Below are 17,916 nucleotides of genomic sequence, written 5' to 3'. Positions count from 1 at the left end.
TCAGGCGTCGCGGCGGTGCTCCGGCAGCACGAGCCCCGCGAGCCGGCGCAGGTCGGCGGTGAGGGCGTGCTCGGGCAGCTCGACGCGCCCCACCTGCGGGGTCTCGAAGGCGTAGACGAAGCCGTCGGGCACCGCGGACCGACCGGGCCCGGCGCCCAGCCCCGAGGCCGCGGCGGGCAGGTCGACGCGGTCGAGCAGGGTGCCGACCTCGGCGCAGCGGGGGTCGTCGGAGCCGAGGTCGACCTCGCCGGTCTCGACCATGCCCGCGAAGCCACCGGAGCGGACCACCCGCACCCGCCGGGGCGCCGGGGCGACCGCGTCCCGGCCGCCGCCACGGGCTCCGCCGGTCCTGGCGGCCGGGGTCACGCCGACCTGCTCCCAGGCGCCGCGGACGGCGTCGACCCGGTCGCCGGCGGCCGCGACCGTCGCCGCCGCGAAGCCCGCGAAGTCCGCCCGGGGCCCCACCGAGGTCAGCGCGGCGTACCAGATCGGCCCGGCGGTCTCCCAGGAGCGGCCGCCGATCGCGGTCGCCGCGAGGTGGAAGGCGCGGTTGGGGATGCCGGAGTTCAGGTGCACCCCGCCGTTGTCCTCGGCGGTCACGACGTAGTCGTCGAGGTGGCCCACCTGCGGGTCCCGACCCACCGCCGGGTCGTCGTACGCCGTGCCGGGCCGGGCCATGTCGCGCAGCGCGCGGGCCTCGACCCCGGGCAGGAAGAGCCCGCGGCCGATCAGCCAGTCCGCCTCGGCGGCGGTCTCGCCGCGGCGGCGCTGCACCAGGCAGGAGGCGAAGACGTCGCACACGGACTCGTTGAGCGCGCCGGACTGGCCCTCGTAGACCAGGTCCGCGGTGTGCTGCACGACGGCGTGGGAGAACTCGTGGGCGACCACGTCGATCGCGACCGTGAACCGGTCGAACACCTCGCCGTCACCGTCGCCGAACACTAGCTGGGTGCCGTCCCAGAAGGCGTTCACGTAATCCTGCCCGTAGTGGACGGTGGCGCTCACCGGTCCGCCGCGACCGTCGTAGGAGTCGCGCCCGAAGGCCTCGGCGAACAGCGCCAGGCTGGCCTCGACCCCCTCGGCGGCCTCGTCGACGGCGACGTCGCCGCTCGGCGGGTCACCGGCGCTGCGGACGACGCGCCCGGGCAGGTCGGTGCCGCGCCCGGCGTCGTGGACCGTCCACGCCCGCGACCGGGCCGCCGTGAACGACGCCACGGCCGCGGCCGCCGCGCCCGCCGGCGTGTCGCGCCGACGGCGCCGGATCACCTCGTCGACGACGAGCGTGGCCTCCAGCCGGGCCGAGGCCTCGGGGCGCCGGGCGGCGAGCTCGCGCAGCAGCTGGGGCGGGAGGAAGGAGCAGGTCGACGGAGTGGCCATGCGCCATCCTCACCCCCGCCCCGGCCCGCGTCGAGGGCCCACCGGGGGCGGTCCGCAGGGTCCCCACCTCCGGTCCGACCCGCTACGGTGGTCCCCTGACGTTGCCGTGGAGCCTCCTCGTCGACCTGGGACAGGGTACGGAGCATCGATGAGCGACGACGCGCGCGTGCCCTCCCGGCGTGCTGCGCTGCTCGCGCGGGTGCTGCGGTTCGACGCCGGCGGCGTCGACGTCGCCGCGACGCTCCACGAGATCTGCTGCGTGCCCGTGGAGGACATGGGCGCCGACGGCGCGGTGCTCACGATGATGACGCCCTCCGCGGCCCGCCTCGGCCAGGCGATCGCCGGGGCGTACGACGCCACGAGCCGCGCCTGGGAGGAGCTGCAGGTGACCCTCGGCGAGGGACCCTCCGCGGACGCGTTCGCGAGCGGGCGCCCCGTGCTCGTCCCCGACCTCGACGAGGTCGTCCAGCGATGGCCGGGGTTCGCCTCGGAGGCGCTCGACGCGGGGCTCGCTGCCGTCCACGCCTTCCCGGTCCAGCTGGGCGGCATCCGCTACGGCGTCCTCACCACCTACGGCCGGCGACCGGCGCCGCTCGGCGCCGACGACCAGGCCTGCCTGCTCGAGCTCGCCGACATCGCCACCGTGGTGTTGCTCGACACCGTCGAGGAGGGCACCGTGGACTCGGTGGCCCCGAGGCTCCTCGACGCGATGGACGTGCACACCGAGGTGTACCAGGCCCAGGGGATGGTGATGGTCCAGCTCGACGTGGGCCTCGCCGAGGCGCTGGCCCGGATGCGCGCCCACGCGTTCGCCACCGGCTCCTCCCTGACCGACCTCGCCCGGGGCATCGTCGCCGGGGAGATCCGCTTGTCCGACGAGGAGCGGCCGTGACCGGCCCGGGCCTCCCACCGAAGGATGTGTCGCCATGATCCAGACCGCACGGTTGGCCGACCTCTTCGTCGAGGCCGCCGACGCCCTCGTCGCCGAGCTCGACCTCGTCGCCTTCCTGCAGGACCTGACCGACGCCGCCGCCGAGGTGAGCGGTGCCGGCGCCGTGGGGCTGGTCCTCGCCGACCGCCGGGGCCTGCTGCGCTTCATGGCGGCCTCCAACGACTCCGGCCGGGCGCTGGAGCTCTACCAGCTCCAGGCGGAGGAGGGCCCCTGCCTGGACTGCTACCGCACCCGCCGCCCGGTGGTGAACGCCGACCTGGCGACCGCGGACCGGCAGTGGCCGCGGTTCGCCCCGCGGGCGCAGGCGCTGGGGTTCGCCTCCGTCCACGCCTTCCCCCTGCGTCTGGGCGACGACGCCCTGGGTGCCCTCAACCTCTTCGGCACCACCGACACCCGCTTCGACCCCGACGAGGTCCGCATCGTGCAGGCCCTCGCCGACGTCGCGACGCTGGCGATCCTCCACGACCGTCGCGTCGCCCGCTCCGAGCTGCTCACCGAGCAGCTGCAGGGCGCGCTGAACGACCGGGTCACCGTCGAGCAGGCCCGGGGAGCGCTCGCGGAGCGCGAGGGCATCGACGTCGGCGCCGCCTTCACCCGGCTGCGCGAGCGGGCCGCGGTCTCCGGTCGCCGCGTCGCCGAGGAGGCCGCCGAGGTCATCGCCGGCCGCTGAGCCGGCACCCTCCCCGGCAGCGGGTCACGGCAGCCGGGTCACGGCAGCCGGAACTGGATGCGCCGGATCTCGGCCGAGATGGGCGCGAACAGCTCGCGCCGGATCCGGTTGTGCTCCTCGTCGGCGTCGTAGCGGCGGTAGGCGTCCTCGTCCGCGAAGTCCACCGTCAGCGAGTACGACGCGTTGCCCTCCCGCAGGCCGAGGTCCTGCCCGGCGACGATGCCCAGCGGCTCACCGTCCAGCGCGAGCTCGCGCAGGGCCTGCAGCGCCGTCTCCACCTCCGCCGGCTCCACGCCCTCGCGGACCACCCCGACCACCACGTTGCGGATCATGGGCCCATCCTCGCCGAATGGGTCCTGCGTCGGACGCCGACTAGGGTTGTCAAGGCTCATTTCCGGGCCGACCCCCGATCACGAACGGACCGGCCTGCATGTCTGGCAGCACCTCCCGCAACGACCTGCGCAACGTGGCGATCGTGGCCCACGTCGACCACGGCAAGACCACGCTGGTCGACGCCATGCTCAAGCAGGCCGGCGCCTTCACCGCCCACCAGGCCGAGAGCGTCGCCGACCGCGTGATGGACTCCGGCGACCTGGAGCGCGAGAAGGGCATCACGATCCTCGCGAAGAACACCGCGGTCCACTACGTGGGCCCGTCCGCCCACGAGATGGCCGACGGCGACATGACCATCAACATCATCGACACCCCCGGCCACGCCGACTTCGGAGGCGAGGTCGAGCGCGGCCTGTCGATGGTCGACGGCATCGTGCTGCTGGTGGACGCGAGCGAGGGTCCGCTGCCGCAGACCCGGTTCGTGCTCCGCAAGGCACTCAACGCCGACATGCCCGTCGTGCTCGTCGTCAACAAGGTCGACCGCTCCGACGCCCGGATCGCCGAGGTCGTCGACGAGACCTACGAGCTGTTCCTCGACCTGCTCGACGACTCGCACTCCCAGGACGCGCTCGACTTCCCGGTCGTCTACGCCTCCGCCCGCGCCGGCCGCGCCTCCCTGGAGCGTCCCGAGGACGGCGGCCTGCCCGAGAACGGCGACCTCGAGCCGCTGTTCCGCACGATCCTCGAGACCATCCCCGCCCCGACGTACGACGAGGGCGCGCCGCTGCAGGCGCACGTCACCAACCTCGACGCCTCGCCGTTCCTCGGTCGGCTCGCGCTGCTCCGCATCAAGCAGGGCGAGCTGCGCAAGGGCCAGCAGGTCGCGTGGATCCAGCGCGACGGCACCGCGAAGAACCTGAAGATCACCGAGCTGCTCATCACCGAGGGGCTCGAGCGCAAGCCCGGCGAGAAGGCCGGGCCCGGCGACATCGTCGCGGTCGCCGGCATCCCGGACATCACCATCGGCGAGACCCTCGCGGACCCGGAGAACCCGGTCGCGCTGCCGCTGATCCACGTCGACGAGCCCGCGATCTCGATGACCATCGGCACCAACACCTCCCCGCTGGTCGGTCGGGTCAAGGGCGCGAAGGTCACCGCCCGCCTGGTCAAGGACCGCCTCGACTCCGAGCTCGTCGGCAACGTGTCGCTGCGCGTGCTGCCCACCGACCGCCCCGACGCGTGGGAGGTCCAGGGCCGCGGCGAGCTGGCGCTGGCGATCCTCGTCGAGCAGATGCGCCGCGAGGGCTTCGAGCTCACCGTCGGCAAGCCCCAGGTGGTCACCAAGGAGGTCGACGGCAAGGTCCACGAGCCGTTCGAGCGCCTCACCGTCGACGCGCCCGAGGAGCACCTCGGCACCGTCACCGAGCTGCTCGCCGCCCGGAAGGGCCGCATGGAGCAGATGACCAACCACGGCACCGGCTGGGTCCGCATGGAGTTCGTGGTGCCGGCGCGCGGCCTGATCGGCTTCCGCACCGAGTTCCTCACCGAGACCCGCGGCACCGGCATCGCCCACCACATCTCCGAGGGCTACGAGCCCTGGGCGGGCGAGATCCGCTCCCGCAACAACGGCTCCCTGGTGGCCGACCGCAAGGGTGCGGCCACGGCGTACGCGATGACCTCGCTGCAGGAGCGTGGCGTGCTGTTCGTCGACCCGGCGACCGAGGTCTACGAGGGCATGATCGTGGGCGAGAACTCGCGCGCCGACGACATGGACGTCAACATCACGAAGGAGAAGCAGCAGACCAACATCCGGTCCGCCACCTCCGACAACTTCGAGAAGCTGATCCCGCCGAAGAAGCTCTCCCTCGAGCAGTGCCTGGAGTTCTGCCGCGAGGACGAGTGCGTCGAGGTCACGCCGGAGACGGTGCGCATCCGCAAGGTCGAGCTCGACGCCAACGCGCGCGCCAAGACCGCCTCGCGCGCCCGCAAGGCCGCCAAGTAGGACCGCGCGGCGAGGGGGTCGGATGGCGGAGCACGACGACCGGGCCGAGCGCCTCGCGGCGTGGCTCGGCGACCTCGGGCTGACCGACCACCTCGCCGAGGCCGGGCTCCCCACGTTCACGCGGGGCCCGGCCGGTGAGGTGCACTGGACCGACCCCCGCACCGGGGGCGCGCTCAGCGAGGCGCAGCTCGCCGACCTCGACGCGCTGCTGCACCAGGACGGCGAGGAGCCCGGCCACGCCGTCCCGGTGACGTTGGTGCAGCTGCGCCGCCGCGCGCAGGTCCGCGCGCGGCTGCTGGCCAGCGGCTGGCACGACTACGCCGCCCTCGCCGACCTGCGGGGCGCCTCGCTCGAGAGCACCCGCTTCGCCGTCCACCAGGCCCAGAACCGCCACCAGCTGCTCGTCGTGCCGCTCGACGAGCGCTCGGTCGTGCCGGCCTTCCAGCTCACCACCGCCGGCGAGGTCCGCGCCGAGCTCGGCCCCGTGCTGGAGCCGCTGCTGCGCTCCGGCACCGACCCCTGGTCGGTCTGGGCCTGGCTGACCCAGCCGGCCGCACTGCTGGGCGGCGCCGTCCCGGAGGCCGCGCTGCGCGACCCCGACGAGGCACCGCTCGTGCGGCACGCCGCCGTCCGGCTCGCCGAGCGCGCCCGCTGACCCGCCCCCCGCACCCCGGCCGGGACCCGGTTCGCGACCGGGGCACCGTCCGGGCCCCGCTCGACCGACCGGTCCGGACCAGCACTGCTCCCGGCCACCACGACGGGTGGGCGGGGCGGGGTGGACGAACTACCGTGCGTGACATGGACCACAGCCCGCCCCCGACCGTCGCCCAGGCCCGTCAGCACGCGCTCGGCGACCTGCCGCGCCGCTCCGCCCGTCGTACGCCGGGCAAGGCGGCGGTCGTGGACCCCACCCACGGCGTGAGGATGACCTACGCCGAGCTCGACGCCTGCGTCGACCGCACCGCAGCCGCGCTGCAGGCGGCCGGCCTGGCGAAGGGCGACCGGCTGGCGCTGCTCGCCCGCAACTCCTGGGCCTACGTGGTGCTGGACTTCGCGTGCGCCCGGGCCGGCGTCGTGCTGGTGCCGCTGAACTTCATGCTCGGCGCCGACGAGGTCGCGTTCATCCTCGACCACTCCGAGGCCCGCGCACTGGTCGCCGACGCCGAGCACCTGGACGTCGCGGAGGCGGCGACCGCTCGTCAGGAGTCCGCTCCCCCGACCGTGCTGGCCGCGCTGGGCGGCGCCCGGGGCGACTGGGGCGACGCCCAGGCGTGGTTCGACCACGACCCGGGCCCGGGAGGCGGCCCGGCGCCGGTGCCGATGGCCGACGACGACCCGGTGCGGCTGATGTACACCTCGGGCACCGAGTCGCGACCCAAGGGCGCGGTGATGACCAGCCGCGCCCTGATGTGGCAGTACGTGTCCTGCGCGATCGAGGCGGACTACTCCGCCGACGACGTCGAGCTCCACACCCTGCCGCTGTACCACTGCGCCCAGCTCGACGTGTTCCTCGGCCCGGACGTGTGGCTCGGGGCCACCAGCGTCCTCCTGCCCGCGCCCGAGCCGGAGGCGGTGCTCGCCGCGATCGCCGAGCACCGCGTCACCAAGTTCTTCGCACCGCCGACGGTGTGGATCTCGCTGCTGCGCTGCCCGGCGTTCGACACCACGGACCTGTCGTCGCTGCGGAAGGGCTACTACGGGGCGTCCCCGATGCCGGTCGCGATCCTCACGGAGATGGCGGCCCGCCTGCCCGACGTGGCGCTGTACAACCTCTACGGCCAGACCGAGATGTCCCCGCTGGCGACGTTCCTCGGCCCCGACGAGCAGCTCTCCCACGCCGGGTCCGCCGGTCGTCCGGCGCTCAACGTGGAGACCCGCATCGTCGACGACGAGGGCGCCGACGTGGCCCGGGGCGAGGTCGGCGAGATCGTGCACCGCTCGCCCCACGCGACGCTCGGCTACTACCGCGACAACGCCAGGACCGCGGAGGCGTTCGCCGGCGGGTGGTTCCACTCCGGCGACCTCGGCTACCTCGACGACGGCGGCCGGCTCTACGTCGTGGACCGCAAGAAGGACATGATCAAGACCGGCGGCGAGAACGTCGCCTCCCGGGAGGTCGAGGAGGCGATCTACGCGCTGGACGGCGTCGCCGAGGTCGCCGTGTTCGGGGTCGCGCACCCCCACTGGGTGGAGGCGGTCACGGCGGTGGTGGTGCCGAAGGCGGGCGCCGAGGTCACCGCCGAGGCGGTCACGGCCCACGCCCGCGCCGTCCTCGCCGGCTTCAAGGCCCCGAAGTACGTCGTCCTCGCCGACGCCCTGCCCAAGAACCCCTCGGGCAAGATCCTGAAGCGTCAGCTGCGCGACGCGCACGCCGACCTGGCCGAGCGGGCCTGAGGTCCGGTCCCCCACCCCACCCTCCCCCGGGACGCGGTCCCGGTGGCGGGCCGGGCCACGCCGTCGTCGTGGCGTCCCGCGACGCGCGAGGGGGATTGCGCGCGGGGTGGGTGGGCAGGCTGCTCGCCATGGACACCCTGGCCCAGCACGCGTCCCTCGTCGGTGGAGCGGCGCAGCTGCTCGCGTTCCTCTCCCTGGCCGTGGGCTGCCTGCTGCGGATCGCCCGGCCGTGGGCCGTGCTCGGCCTCCTCGGCGCGCTCGCGGAGCTGGTCTCGACCGGGTGGTACGTCGCCGCCGAGCTGGCGGTCCGGTACGCCGAGGGCTCCTTCGCCTCGGTCTCGTTCTGGCTGTCCTCGCCCGCCCACGTGGTCATGCAGCTGCTGGCCGTCGTCGGCGTGCTCCTGCTGGTCGCCGCCGTGCTCGCCGGTCGACGCGGGCCGGCCGTGCCCGTGGAGCCCGCGGAGGGCCCCACGGGCACGACGTTCCGCCAGCTGCCCCGCGGCCTCCGCTGGGAGTGAGCCTCAGCGGTCCAGGACGCCGATCCCCTCGAGGCGCACCGGCGCGCCACCGTCGAGCGCGCGGACCCGGACCAGGCCGCTGCGGGGCCGGTCCAGGGGCGGCAGCGCGACCACCGTGCGACCGCGGAAGCGCTCGGCCGCCAGGTTGATCGTGCGCAGCCGGTCGCCGTTGAGGAAGACCGCCACCCGGCCCGAGCGCTGCTGGCCGAGCACCACGACCGCGAGCCGGGCCATGCCCTGGTCGCGGACCGTGACCTCCGCGCCCGCCCGGGTCGTCCGGAGGTACGCGCCCCGGTAGGCGCCCGCGGCCTCGTAGCGCGTCCAGCCCGCGGAGCGCTGCACGTCGTCGACGCCCAGCGGCGTGGCCCAACGGCGGACGGCCGGCGTGGGGTCGACGACGCCGTCCGCGTCGCGGGCCGCGACGGTGAGCCGGTGCGTGCCGGGCTCGAGGTCCGCCAGGTCCACGCCGCCGGGCGGGCAGTCGAGCGGCTCGCCGTCCAGGGTGCACTCGAACTGCGCGTCCCCGTCGGAGGAGGAGTAGGCCACCTCGACCGGCGACGCGATCGAGAAGCCGCCGGCGGGCGGGCCGTCGGTGATCGTGGTCTCCGGCACCGGGGCGACGGCGAACGCGGCGTCGTTGACGTCGAAGAAGTAGTTGTCGCGCGCCTCGACCCGGATCCGGGCGTCGTCGGTGCTCACGGCCGGCACCTCGACCCGCGCGGACCCGTCGTTGGGCGTGGAGTCGGCCAGGACCTCGCCCCACGTCGCGCCGCCGTCGGTGGACATCGTGATCCGCACGTCCGAGGCGAGGTCCTCGGTGCCGTTGACGGCCCAGGTGACCTGCTGCGTCGAGCCGGCCGCGAGCGTCGTGCCCTCGGCCTGGGAGGTGACCCGGAAGGGGCCGGCGCTGGGGTCGATGCTCAGCCGCACGTCGTCGTGCGCCGTGCCGCCACCCAGCGCGTAGCCGTCGCGGGCGGTGACGCGGAACGTCATCGCCGGGTCGGTCGGGTCGCCGGCGCCGGCGCCCGTGTAGGAGCCGGTCGGCAGGAACTCCGAGAAGCACTCCCGCACGTCCGGTGCGAGCGGCTCGGGGTTCGCGGGGTCGGCCGCCGGCGGCTCCGGGCAGCGGCCGCTGTCGGCGTTCGTGGTGCCGTCGAGGACCTGCGCGAGGTCGGGGAACACCCGGGTCGGCGTGCCGTCGGCGACGTTCTGGCCGGGCGAGGGGGACTCGAGGGAGTCCTCGAGCGACACCTCGGCGGCGCGGCCGAAGACCCGGAACAGCGGACCCGTGGTCTTGAGGTTGTCGACCAGGGCGGTGCCGCCCAGCGGGGAGCCCTCGTCGTTCTGCTCCCACAGGTAGGTCAGCCGGTCCCCGTCGCTGTCCGTCCCGCTGGCGGTGAGCGCGAACGGGGTCCGCACCGGCAGGGTCCGGTCGGCGGGCGCGGTGACCACGGGGGCGGTGTTGGCCGTGGCGACGCGGTCGTCGCCGGCGTTGGCCGCCGGACCGCCCTGGGCGGTCGTGCCCACGAAGCCCTCGGCCGCGTCGGGGATGCTCAGCGGCGCGACGTCCTCGCGGACGGCCGTCGGGTCCTCGGGGTCGGTGCTCGCGCTGAAGATCACCTGGAAGCCGCGGTCGTCGGGGGCCAGCACCGGGGCCAGGTCGGGCCCGGCCGAGTCGAAGGGGTCGTAGCCCCACTCGGCGATCGTGACCTGTGCGAGGGGCCGGTCGGTGAGCTCGGCGATCGCGGCGCGCACGGTCACCGCGTTGTACGTCGCGGCACCACGCGTCAGCGTCGTGGTCGCGTCGCCGAAGGCCAGCGTGACCGTGTCGCCGTCGGTGTCGAAGCCCCGCAGCGACACGGTCTGGACCTCGACCACGTCGTCGACCACGCCGGGGGTCGTGTAGTCGGTGACGTTGTCGATGGTGCGCTGCGAGAAGTAGGGGTCGGTGTGCGGCTGCAGGTCGTCGGTGTCGCAGATGCCGGCGTAGGCCATCACCGAGGAGCCGGACCCGGGCTCGACCGAGGTCTCGGCGGTGCGGTTGCGGCCCGAGCAGGCACCCTCGGTGCCGTCGAAGGTGTGGGGGCCGGCGAACTGGTGGCCCATCTCGTGGGCGACGTAGTCGATGGCGAAGAAGTCGCCCTCGGGGAAGGGCAGGCCGGTGCAGCCCCCGCCCTTGTAGTCGGCGCCGACGACGCCGAGGTAGGCGATGCCGCCGCCGTTCTTGCCCAGCACGATGTGGCCGATGTCGTAGTCGTCGGCGCCGACCAGCTGGCCGAGGACCGTGCGGTTCTTGCCGAGCAGGGTGCCGCTGCAGCCGTCGAGGTCGCCGGGGGCCTCGGCGGTGCCGGGGTCGTAGCAGGGGGCGGTGCCGCACGGGCCGTTCGCGCCGGTCGCCTTCGCCTCGGTGTCGAGGTTCAGCGCCTCGGACTCGTCGACGAGCACCATCGAGATGGCGAGGTCGTCGTTGTAGACCTGGTTGACGCGGTTCATCAGCGTCACCTTCTCGGCCAGCACGTTGGCCGTGCCGAAGTAGGCGGCGTACGACGGGTCGCTGACCAGCGCGACGCGGTAGACCTTCTGCGTCACCGGGCCACCGGGCACGGCGTCGCCCCGCGAGGCGCGCGCGGCCCGATCGGCGTCGAAGCCGGAGCCCGCCGGCCGGACCTCCTCGGGCTCGACGAGGCCGCCGACCGGCTCGTCGACCGCGGAGCCGTAGTAGACCAGGTGCTCGCTGGTGCCGCGCTCGTTGACGGCGGGGTCCACGAACCAGGCGCGCTGCGCCGCGGGCGAGCGGACCGAGGCGTGGAAGCCCATCGGCGTGACGTCGAGGGCGACCGTGAGGGTCGGGTCGTCGACGCCGCGGCCGGCGTACGTCGTGATCTCGGGGTGGGCCGCGGCGAGCGCGGGCTCCATCAGGCGGGTGCGCTGGACCGCGAAGCGCTCCGTGCCGCCCTCGGGTCGCGGGACCGCCACCGTGAGGCCGCCGTCGGTGACGCGTCGGCCCTGCGTCCGGGGCGCGTCGGCCAGGTCCGCGCGCAGGCCGGGGAGGTCGACGTCGACGGCCGCGAACTGCTCGGGCGCCACCCGGGGGTCGGCGACCTCGGCCAGGTCGAAGCCCTCCAGGGCGGTGAACGGCGACTCCTCGGCCTGCGCCGCCCCTCCCCCCAGCCCGGCGGGGTCGAGTCCCGCGACGACGACGACGGCGATGGTCAGCAGACCCAGACGCTGGGCGAACCGCGGCATGCACACTCCCGGGGACACCGCACGGTCCCCGATGGCACGTGCGCGTGCTCGGCAGCCTAGGCCCGCGGGAGCGCTGACGGCACCGGTCCGGACCAGCCTCTCGCCCCCGGACGCCCGATCGTGAGCGTGCCGTGACCTCAGCCGGCGCGCTCCCGGCGGGGCGCGCCCGCTCCGAGGTCCGTCCGGAGCACCCCGTCCCCGCGTCCCCGGCCGGGGCACCGGTCCGGGCCGGCGTCCGGGTCCGCCGCCCACGGCGTGCGCACGACGACCCTCCGGACCTCGCCGGTCCCAGGCGTGTCCCGGTGCGACCCGTCGACCGCCACCATCACCGGCACCGCCGTCGTCGCCGCCGGCACCGCCGTCATCGCCGTCGTCGTCGCCGCCGCTCCCGCGCCGGTCCTCCGGACCCCGGCCGCCCCCGTCGGGCCCCCCGGGGCGCCCGGACCGGCGAGGTGGGCGCCACCGCCACCACCGTCACCACCGTCACCGCTGCCGGCCGACGACGCGGCGGGGCCCGGGGCCGGTGGGAGCGACCCCGCGAGACCGGCCGGCCCGCCAGCGACGGGCTGCGGCAGTCCGGGGGCACCCGGACGACCGGACCCCGCGAGACCGGCGAGCACGCGGTCGACGTCGGCGCGCTCCTCGGCGTCGGCGACCGCGCGCGCCATCCGCCGCTCGACCCAGTCCGCGTGCGCGGCGCGCGCCTCGGCCACCTCGCGGGCGAGCACGTCGAAGAGGGCCTGCTCCCCGGCACCGGGGCGGACCCCGGCCCCGGGCGGCACGGGCCCGACGGCGAGGTCGACCGGGCGCAGCACGCGCGTGCCGGCCACCGTGAGGCCCCCGACGACGGCGCGGTCCCGGACGTCGGCCATCACCCGCCGCAGCGCGGCGAGACGGTCGGCCACGTCGTCGGCCACCACCGCGGCCCGGCGCACCCTCTCGGCGTGGTCGTCGACGGCCAGGACCGCCGCGCCGGCCGCGTCGTAGTAGGCGCTCGCCCCGGCGCCCTCCCAGCCCACCGCCGCACGGCGCCGCGCGTGGACCTGCCGGTCGGCGGCGTCGGCGACGTCCGCGGCCAGGGTGCCCCGCAGCCAGCGCGCGAGCTCGCGCACGGCGGCGGGCTCGCCCTGGACCAGGGTCTCGATCGCACCGCCCGACCCGCCCGCGGCGGCGGTCGCGCCGGTCACGACACCCGCCCGGCGGCCGCGAGGAACCGGGCCCGGACGTCGTCGTCGACCACACCGAGGTCGGCGACGGCGCCGCGCACGCCGGCCCCCAGCAGCCGGTTGACCTCGGCGAGGTCGCCCGCGGTGGCGCCGAGAGCCACCAGCACCCTGCGCAGCGCGGGACCCGCCGACCCGGCCTCGGGCGCACCGGGGTCGAGGGCAGCGGCCACCCCGAGCAGTCGGGCGGCGTTGTCGTGGGCCCGCCACACCGCGCTCGCCGTGTCGTCCGCCAGTCGGATCCGCGGGACGGCCGCGCCGTCGGGGGAGATCTCCATGACCCGACGGTGCTCGCCCCGCCGCCGCGCCGCAAACGTCTCTCCACAGGCACCACCGGCGGACGGCGTACCTTGGCCGGTCGTGAGCACCCCCGACGCCCCCCGGCCGGACCGTCCGGACCGGCCGGACCGTCCGGACCGGCCGGACCGGCCGGACCTTTCGGGGCGACCGGGCCGCTCCGCCGGCGGCGGGCGCGGTCGGGACCCCATCGCCGAGGCGCACCGCCAGTGGGTGGCCCACGGGTGGGCCGACGCCGCCGACGGGATGGCCATGGTGACCTCGCTGGTGCGCGCCCTCCAGCTCGTCACCGAGCGGGTCGAGGCCGTGCTGCGCCCGGTCGGCCTGACCTTCGCGCGCTACGAGGTGGTGCAGCTGCTCGCGTTCTCCTCGGCCGGCCGGATGCCCATGACCCGCCTGGGCTCGCTGCTGCAGGTGCACCCGGCGTCGGTGACCAGTGCCGTCGACCGGCTCGAGCGCCAGGGCTTCGTCCGACGGGAGGCCGGGGCGGACGACCGCCGGGTCAAGCTCGCGGTGCTCACCGACGCGGGGCGCCAGGTGGCCGCGGAGGCCACGGCCGGGCTCAACGCGCTGTTCACCGACCCGGGTCTGCCGCCCGCGGAGGTGGCGCAGCTGACCGCGCTGCTCGGCCGGCTCCGCGCGGACGCGGGCGACACGGTCGACCCCCGCTGAGGGCGCTCCCGCCGCCACGGCGACAGCGAGGCCCGGGTCGGCGTACCATGAGATAGTTGGACGTCCAAGTATCTACGCCGAGGGACCCGATGACCGACCTGCAGACCCCGCCCGCGCCGGAGCTCCACACCCCGGCGAACCCCGTCCGCCTCGTCACGGCCTCCGCGCTGTTCGACGGCCACGACGCCTCGATCAACATCATGCGGCGCATCTTCCAGAGCCGCGGCTGCGAGGTCGTGCACCTCGGCCACAACCGCTCGGTCAAGGAGATCGTCGACGCGGCGCTCGAGGAGGACGTGCAGGGCGTGGCGGTCAGCTCCTACCAGGGCGGGCACGTCGAGTACTTCGAGTACCTCGCGGAGTCGCTGCGCGAGCAGGGCCTCGACCACGTCCAGGTCGTGGGCGGGGGCGGGGGCGTGATCGTGGCCGACGAGATCGCCCGACTGCGCGAGGCGGGCGTGACCATCTTCAGCCCCGAGGACGGCCAGCGGCTCGGGCTGGTGGGGATGATCGACCAGGTGGTGCGCGCCTGCGACACCGACCTGCTGGCCGTCGCCGGACCCGACGTCGAGGCGCTGCTCGCCGGTGACCGGCGGGCCGTCGCGCGGGCGATCACCGCGGCCGAGCTCGGACGCCTCGACGACGACCTCCTGGCCCGCGCCCGCGAGGCCGCCGAGCGCCGCACGGTCCCGGCGCTCGGCCTCACCGGCACCGGTGGGTCGGGCAAGAGCTCGCTGACCGACGAGCTGGTCCGGCGCTTCCGCGTGGACCAGCAGGACAAGCTGCGGGTCGCGGTCGTCGCCGTCGACCCCACCCGGCGCAGGGGCGGCGGCGCGCTGCTGGGCGACCGGATCCGGATGAACTCGCTCGACGGCGACCGCGCCTACTTCCGCTCGCTGGCCACCCGAGGCGCCCACGAGCTGCCCGAGTGCCTGCCCGACGTGATCACGCTGCTCAAGGCGGCCGGCTTCGACCTGGTCGTCGTCGAGACCCCCGGCATCGGCCAGGGGGACGGGGCGATCGTGCCCTTCGTCGACCTCTCCGCCTACGTGATGACGCCCGAGTTCGGTGCGGCCAGCCAGCTCGAGAAGATCGACATGCTCGACTTCGCCGACGTCGTGGTGATCAACAAGTTCGAGCGCCGGGGCGCGGCCGACGCGATGCGCGACGTCGGGCGCCAGCTCGTGCGCAACCGGGAGGCCTTCGGACAGCGTCCCGAGGACATGCCGGTCTTCGGCACCTCGGCCGCGAGCTTCGACGACGACGGCGTCACCGCGCTCTACCAGCACCTGCTCACCGGCCTGGCCGAGCACGGGCTCCCCGTCACCGACGGGGTGCTCCCCCGCGTCGACGTCAGGCACTCCTCCGGGATCCGTCAGGTGCTGCCCGCCGACCGCGCGGGCTACCTCGCCGAGGTCGTCGGCTCGGTGCGCGGCTACCACGCGGAGACCGACCGCCTGGCCGGGATGGCGCGGCGCGCGCAGCGGCTGGCCGAGGTGGCCGGCGAGCTGGAGACCGGCTCGCCCGCGCACGACGAGGTGTCGTCGCGCGCCCACGACGCCCGGCGCGACCTGCCCCGCGAGGTCGCCGACGCGCTGGACGGCTGGGGCGACGTCGTCGCGGCGTACTCCGGCGACGAGCAGGTCGTCACCGTGCGCGACAAGGAGATCCGCTACGCGCTGGTCCGCGAGTCGCTGTCCGGCACGAAGGTGCGCCGCGTCAGCCTGCCCCGCTACGCCGACCACGGCGAGCTGGTCCGCTTCTGGCGTCGCGAGAACCTGCCCGGGATGTTCCCCTTCACCGCCGGGGTGTTCGCGTTCAAGCGCGACGGCGAGGACCCGGCGCGGATGTTCGCCGGGGAGGGCGACCCGTTCCGCACCAACCGCCGCTTCAAGCTGCTCAGCGAGGGCAACGAGGCCACCCGGCTGTCGACGGCGTTCGACTCCGTGACCCTCTACGGCCGCGACCCCGACCCCCGCCCGGACGTCTACGGCAAGGTCGGCACGTCGGGCGTCTCGGTGGCCACGCTCGACGACATGAAGGCGCTCTACGACGGGTTCGACCTGATCGCGCCGACCACGTCGGTGTCGATGACGATCAACGGCCCGGCGCCCTGCGTGCTGGCGTTCTTCCTCAACACCGTCGTCGACCAGGCGGCCGAGCGCGGGATCGAGCCCGCGGCCGCCCTGGCCCAGGTGCGCGGCACGGTGCAGGCCGACATCCTCAAGGAGGACCAGGGCCAGAACACCTGCCTGTTCTCCACCGAGTTCTCGCTGCGGATGATGGGCGACATCCAGGAGTGGTTCATCGCCAACTCCGTGCGCAACTTCTACTCGGTGTCGATCTCCGGCTACCACATCGCCGAGGCCGGGGCGAACCCCATCAGCCAGCTCGCCTTCACCCTCGCCAACGGCTTCACCTACGTCGAGTCGTACCTGGCCCGGGGCCTGGCGATCGACGACTTCGCGCCCAACCTGTCGTTCTTCTTCTCCAACGGCATGGACCCGGAGTACTCCGTGATCGGGCGCGTCGCGCGCCGGATCTGGGCGGTCGCGATGCGCGACGTCTACGGCGGCAACGAGCGCAGCCAGAAGCTGAAGTACCACGTGCAGACCTCGGGCCGCTCCCTGCACGCGCAGGAGATGGACTTCAACGACATCCGGACCACGCTGCAGGCGCTGATCGCGATCTACGACAACGCCAACAGCCTCCACACCAACGCCTACGACGAGGCCGTCACCACCCCGTCGACCGAGTCGGTGCGCCGCGCGCTGGCGATCCAGATGATCATCACCAAGGAGTGGGGCCTCGCGCTGAACGAGAACCCGCTCCAGGGCTCCTTCGTCATCGACGAGCTGACCGACCTGGTCGAGGAGGCGGTGCTGCGGGAGTTCGAGGCGATCCACGAGCGCGGCGGCGTGCTGGGCGCGATGGAGACCGGCTACCAGCGCGGGCGCATCCAGGACGAGTCGATGCTCTACGAGCACCGCAAGCACGACGGGTCGCTGCCGATCGTGGGCGTCAACACCTTCCTGGCCCCCGACGGCCCGGACGACGCGACCCCGCAGCACGTCGAGCTCGCGCGCGCCACGGAGGAGGAGAAGGAGGGCCAGCTGCGGCGGGTCACCGACTTCCGCGCCGCCCACGCCGCCGAGGCCGAGCAGGCCCTCGAGCGGCTCAAGGCGGCCGCCCGCGACGGCGACAACGTCTTCGCCGCCCTCATGGACGCCGCCCGCGTCTGCACGCTGCAGCAGACCACCGAGGCGTTCTTCGAGGTGGGTGGGCAGTACCGCCGGAACGTCTGACCCCGCGACCGACGGAGGAGGTCGCGACGGGTCAGAGGTCGAGCGAGCGCGCGACCGACGGAGGAGGTCGCGACCGCGGGTCGAGACCCGGTGACCCGACCACCGACCGCGGGTCGCGACCGCGGGTCGAGACCCGGTGACCCGACGGGCCTCCCCGCCGGTCGCGGCGTCGACCTGCGCCGGCGTGACCACCGTCGGCGCGCACGGCTACCGTCGGGGCGTGACGACCCGACTGCTCCTCATGCGCCACGGCCAGACCCACAGCAACGTGGCCGGGGCGCTCGACACCGGGGAGCCGGGGGCCGACCTGACGCCCCTCGGCGTGCGCCAGGCCGAGGCGGCGGCGGTCGCCCTGGAGGGCACGGAGATCCACGGTGTGGCGGTGTCGCGGCTGGTGCGCACCCACCAGACGGTGGCGCCGCTGGCGCGGCGGCGCGGGCTCGAGCCGCGGGTCGCGGCGGGGATCGAGGAGATCTCGGCGGGCGAGCTGGAGATGGCCAGCGACCACGACTCGGTGCACGCGTGGATCACCACGGTCGGGTCCTGGCTCGACGGCGACCTCGACGTGCGGATGCCCGGCGGGGAGAGCGGTCACGAGTTCATGGCCCGGTACGACGCGGGCGTGGCCGCGGCGCTCGCCGACGCCGAGCCCGGCTCGGCGACCCTCGCGGTCAGCCACGGCGGCGCGATCCGGGTGTGGGCGACGCTGCGCGCCGCCGACCGCCACCGGCTGCCGCCCCTGCACCAGCACATCGAGAACACCGGGCTGATCACGCTCGACCTGCCTGCCGGCGCCGACCCCGCCTCCCCCACCTGGGAGGTGGCCGACGCCCACCTGGAGCCGCTGGGCGGCCACCTGCTGGCCGACCACGACGCCCCGGACCCCACCGGCGACACGATCGACTGACGCGGTCGGGGCCGCGTCCG

The 17,916-nt window shown here is 74.9% G+C and carries 14 protein-coding genes; 9 read left to right on the top strand and 5 right to left on the bottom strand.

Annotated features, from left to right (window positions below; translation table 11 throughout):
* Complete coding sequence (locus tag ABD158_RS08745; RefSeq protein WP_344006191.1) at positions 1 to 1,377, bottom strand: M4 family metallopeptidase; 1,377 nt, start codon at positions 1,375 to 1,377, stop codon at positions 1 to 3.
* Between the two features lie 148 nt (positions 1,378 to 1,525).
* Between ABD158_RS08745 and ABD158_RS08740 the strand changes: the two genes are divergently transcribed.
* Together ABD158_RS08740 and ABD158_RS08735 are read left to right on the top strand one after the other, a co-directional pair.
* The gene (locus ABD158_RS08740; protein WP_344006189.1) at positions 1,526 to 2,269 is read left to right on the top strand and encodes a GAF and ANTAR domain-containing protein; all 744 of its coding nucleotides are present in this window, start codon (positions 1,526 to 1,528) and stop codon (positions 2,267 to 2,269) included.
* A 34-nt stretch (positions 2,270 to 2,303) separates the two neighbouring features.
* Complete coding sequence (locus tag ABD158_RS08735; RefSeq protein ID WP_344006187.1) at positions 2,304 to 2,999, top strand: GAF and ANTAR domain-containing protein; 696 nt, start codon at positions 2,304 to 2,306, stop codon at positions 2,997 to 2,999.
* A 38-nt stretch (positions 3,000 to 3,037) separates the two neighbouring features.
* On the opposite strand, the gene ABD158_RS08730 is transcribed toward ABD158_RS08735, so the two are convergent.
* Positions 3,038 to 3,331, bottom strand: a complete 294-nt coding sequence (locus ABD158_RS08730) for a Dabb family protein (protein ID WP_344006185.1) — start codon at positions 3,329 to 3,331, stop codon at positions 3,038 to 3,040.
* Positions 3,332 to 3,429: 98 nt separating this feature from the next.
* On the opposite strand from ABD158_RS08730, the gene typA reads away from it, so the two are divergent.
* The 4 genes from typA (at position 3,430) to ABD158_RS08710 (ending at position 8,246) form a co-directional block, all read left to right on the top strand.
* Positions 3,430 to 5,334, top strand: coding sequence for a translational GTPase TypA (gene typA, locus ABD158_RS08725; protein ID WP_344006183.1), 1,905 nt, complete (start codon positions 3,430 to 3,432; stop codon positions 5,332 to 5,334).
* Between the two features lie 22 nt (positions 5,335 to 5,356).
* Positions 5,357 to 5,989, top strand: coding sequence for a hypothetical protein (locus ABD158_RS08720; protein ID WP_344006181.1), 633 nt, complete (start codon positions 5,357 to 5,359; stop codon positions 5,987 to 5,989).
* A gap of 143 nt (positions 5,990 to 6,132) precedes the next feature.
* Entirely contained in the window at positions 6,133 to 7,728 is a 1,596-nt protein-coding gene (locus tag ABD158_RS08715) for a fatty acyl-CoA synthetase (RefSeq protein ID WP_344006179.1), read from the top strand.
* Positions 7,729 to 7,856: 128 nt separating this feature from the next.
* Positions 7,857 to 8,246, top strand: coding sequence for a hypothetical protein (locus ABD158_RS08710; protein ID WP_344006177.1), 390 nt, complete (start codon positions 7,857 to 7,859; stop codon positions 8,244 to 8,246).
* A 3-nt stretch (positions 8,247 to 8,249) separates the two neighbouring features.
* On the opposite strand, the gene ABD158_RS08705 is transcribed toward ABD158_RS08710, so the two are convergent.
* The 3 genes from ABD158_RS08705 to ABD158_RS08695 all read right to left on the bottom strand — a co-directional run bounded on the left by ABD158_RS08705 (position 8,250) and on the right by ABD158_RS08695 (position 12,993).
* A complete protein-coding gene (locus tag ABD158_RS08705) occupies positions 8,250 to 11,492 on the bottom strand; it encodes a reprolysin-like metallopeptidase (protein ID WP_344006176.1) in 3,243 nt (1,080 codons plus the stop codon).
* 137 nt (positions 11,493 to 11,629) lie between these two features.
* Positions 11,630 to 12,679 carry a hypothetical protein gene (locus ABD158_RS08700; protein WP_344006174.1) on the bottom strand — a complete coding sequence of 350 codons (1,050 nt, stop codon included), beginning with the start codon at positions 12,677 to 12,679 and terminating at the stop codon, positions 11,630 to 11,632.
* Entirely contained in the window at positions 12,676 to 12,993 is a 318-nt protein-coding gene (locus ABD158_RS08695) for a hypothetical protein (protein WP_344006172.1), read from the bottom strand. Before ABD158_RS08695 ends, ABD158_RS08700 begins: the two co-directional genes overlap by 4 nt.
* 82 nt (positions 12,994 to 13,075) lie before the next feature.
* Between ABD158_RS08695 and ABD158_RS08690 the strand changes: the two genes are divergently transcribed.
* From ABD158_RS08690 to ABD158_RS08680, 3 genes are all read left to right on the top strand, one after another.
* The gene (locus ABD158_RS08690) at positions 13,076 to 13,684 is read left to right on the top strand and encodes a MarR family winged helix-turn-helix transcriptional regulator (protein WP_344006169.1); all 609 of its coding nucleotides are present in this window, start codon (positions 13,076 to 13,078) and stop codon (positions 13,682 to 13,684) included.
* 89 nt (positions 13,685 to 13,773) lie between these two features.
* The gene (icmF, locus tag ABD158_RS08685; protein WP_344006167.1) at positions 13,774 to 16,989 is read left to right on the top strand and encodes a fused isobutyryl-CoA mutase/GTPase IcmF; all 3,216 of its coding nucleotides are present in this window, start codon (positions 13,774 to 13,776) and stop codon (positions 16,987 to 16,989) included.
* Positions 16,990 to 17,209: 220 nt separating this feature from the next.
* Positions 17,210 to 17,896 (top strand): histidine phosphatase family protein, encoded by a 687-nt coding sequence (locus tag ABD158_RS08680; protein ID WP_344006165.1) that lies wholly within the window; start codon positions 17,210 to 17,212, stop codon positions 17,894 to 17,896.
* The last annotated feature ends 20 nt before the right edge of the window (positions 17,897 to 17,916 follow it).

Origin of the sequence: Nocardioides lentus (assembly GCF_039529515.1) — a bacterium.
Lineage (GTDB): Bacteria > Actinomycetota > Actinomycetes > Propionibacteriales > Nocardioidaceae > Nocardioides > Nocardioides lentus.
The sequence above is the reverse complement of the archived record's forward strand: the minus strand, read 5'-3'. Positions and strand labels throughout refer to the sequence as shown.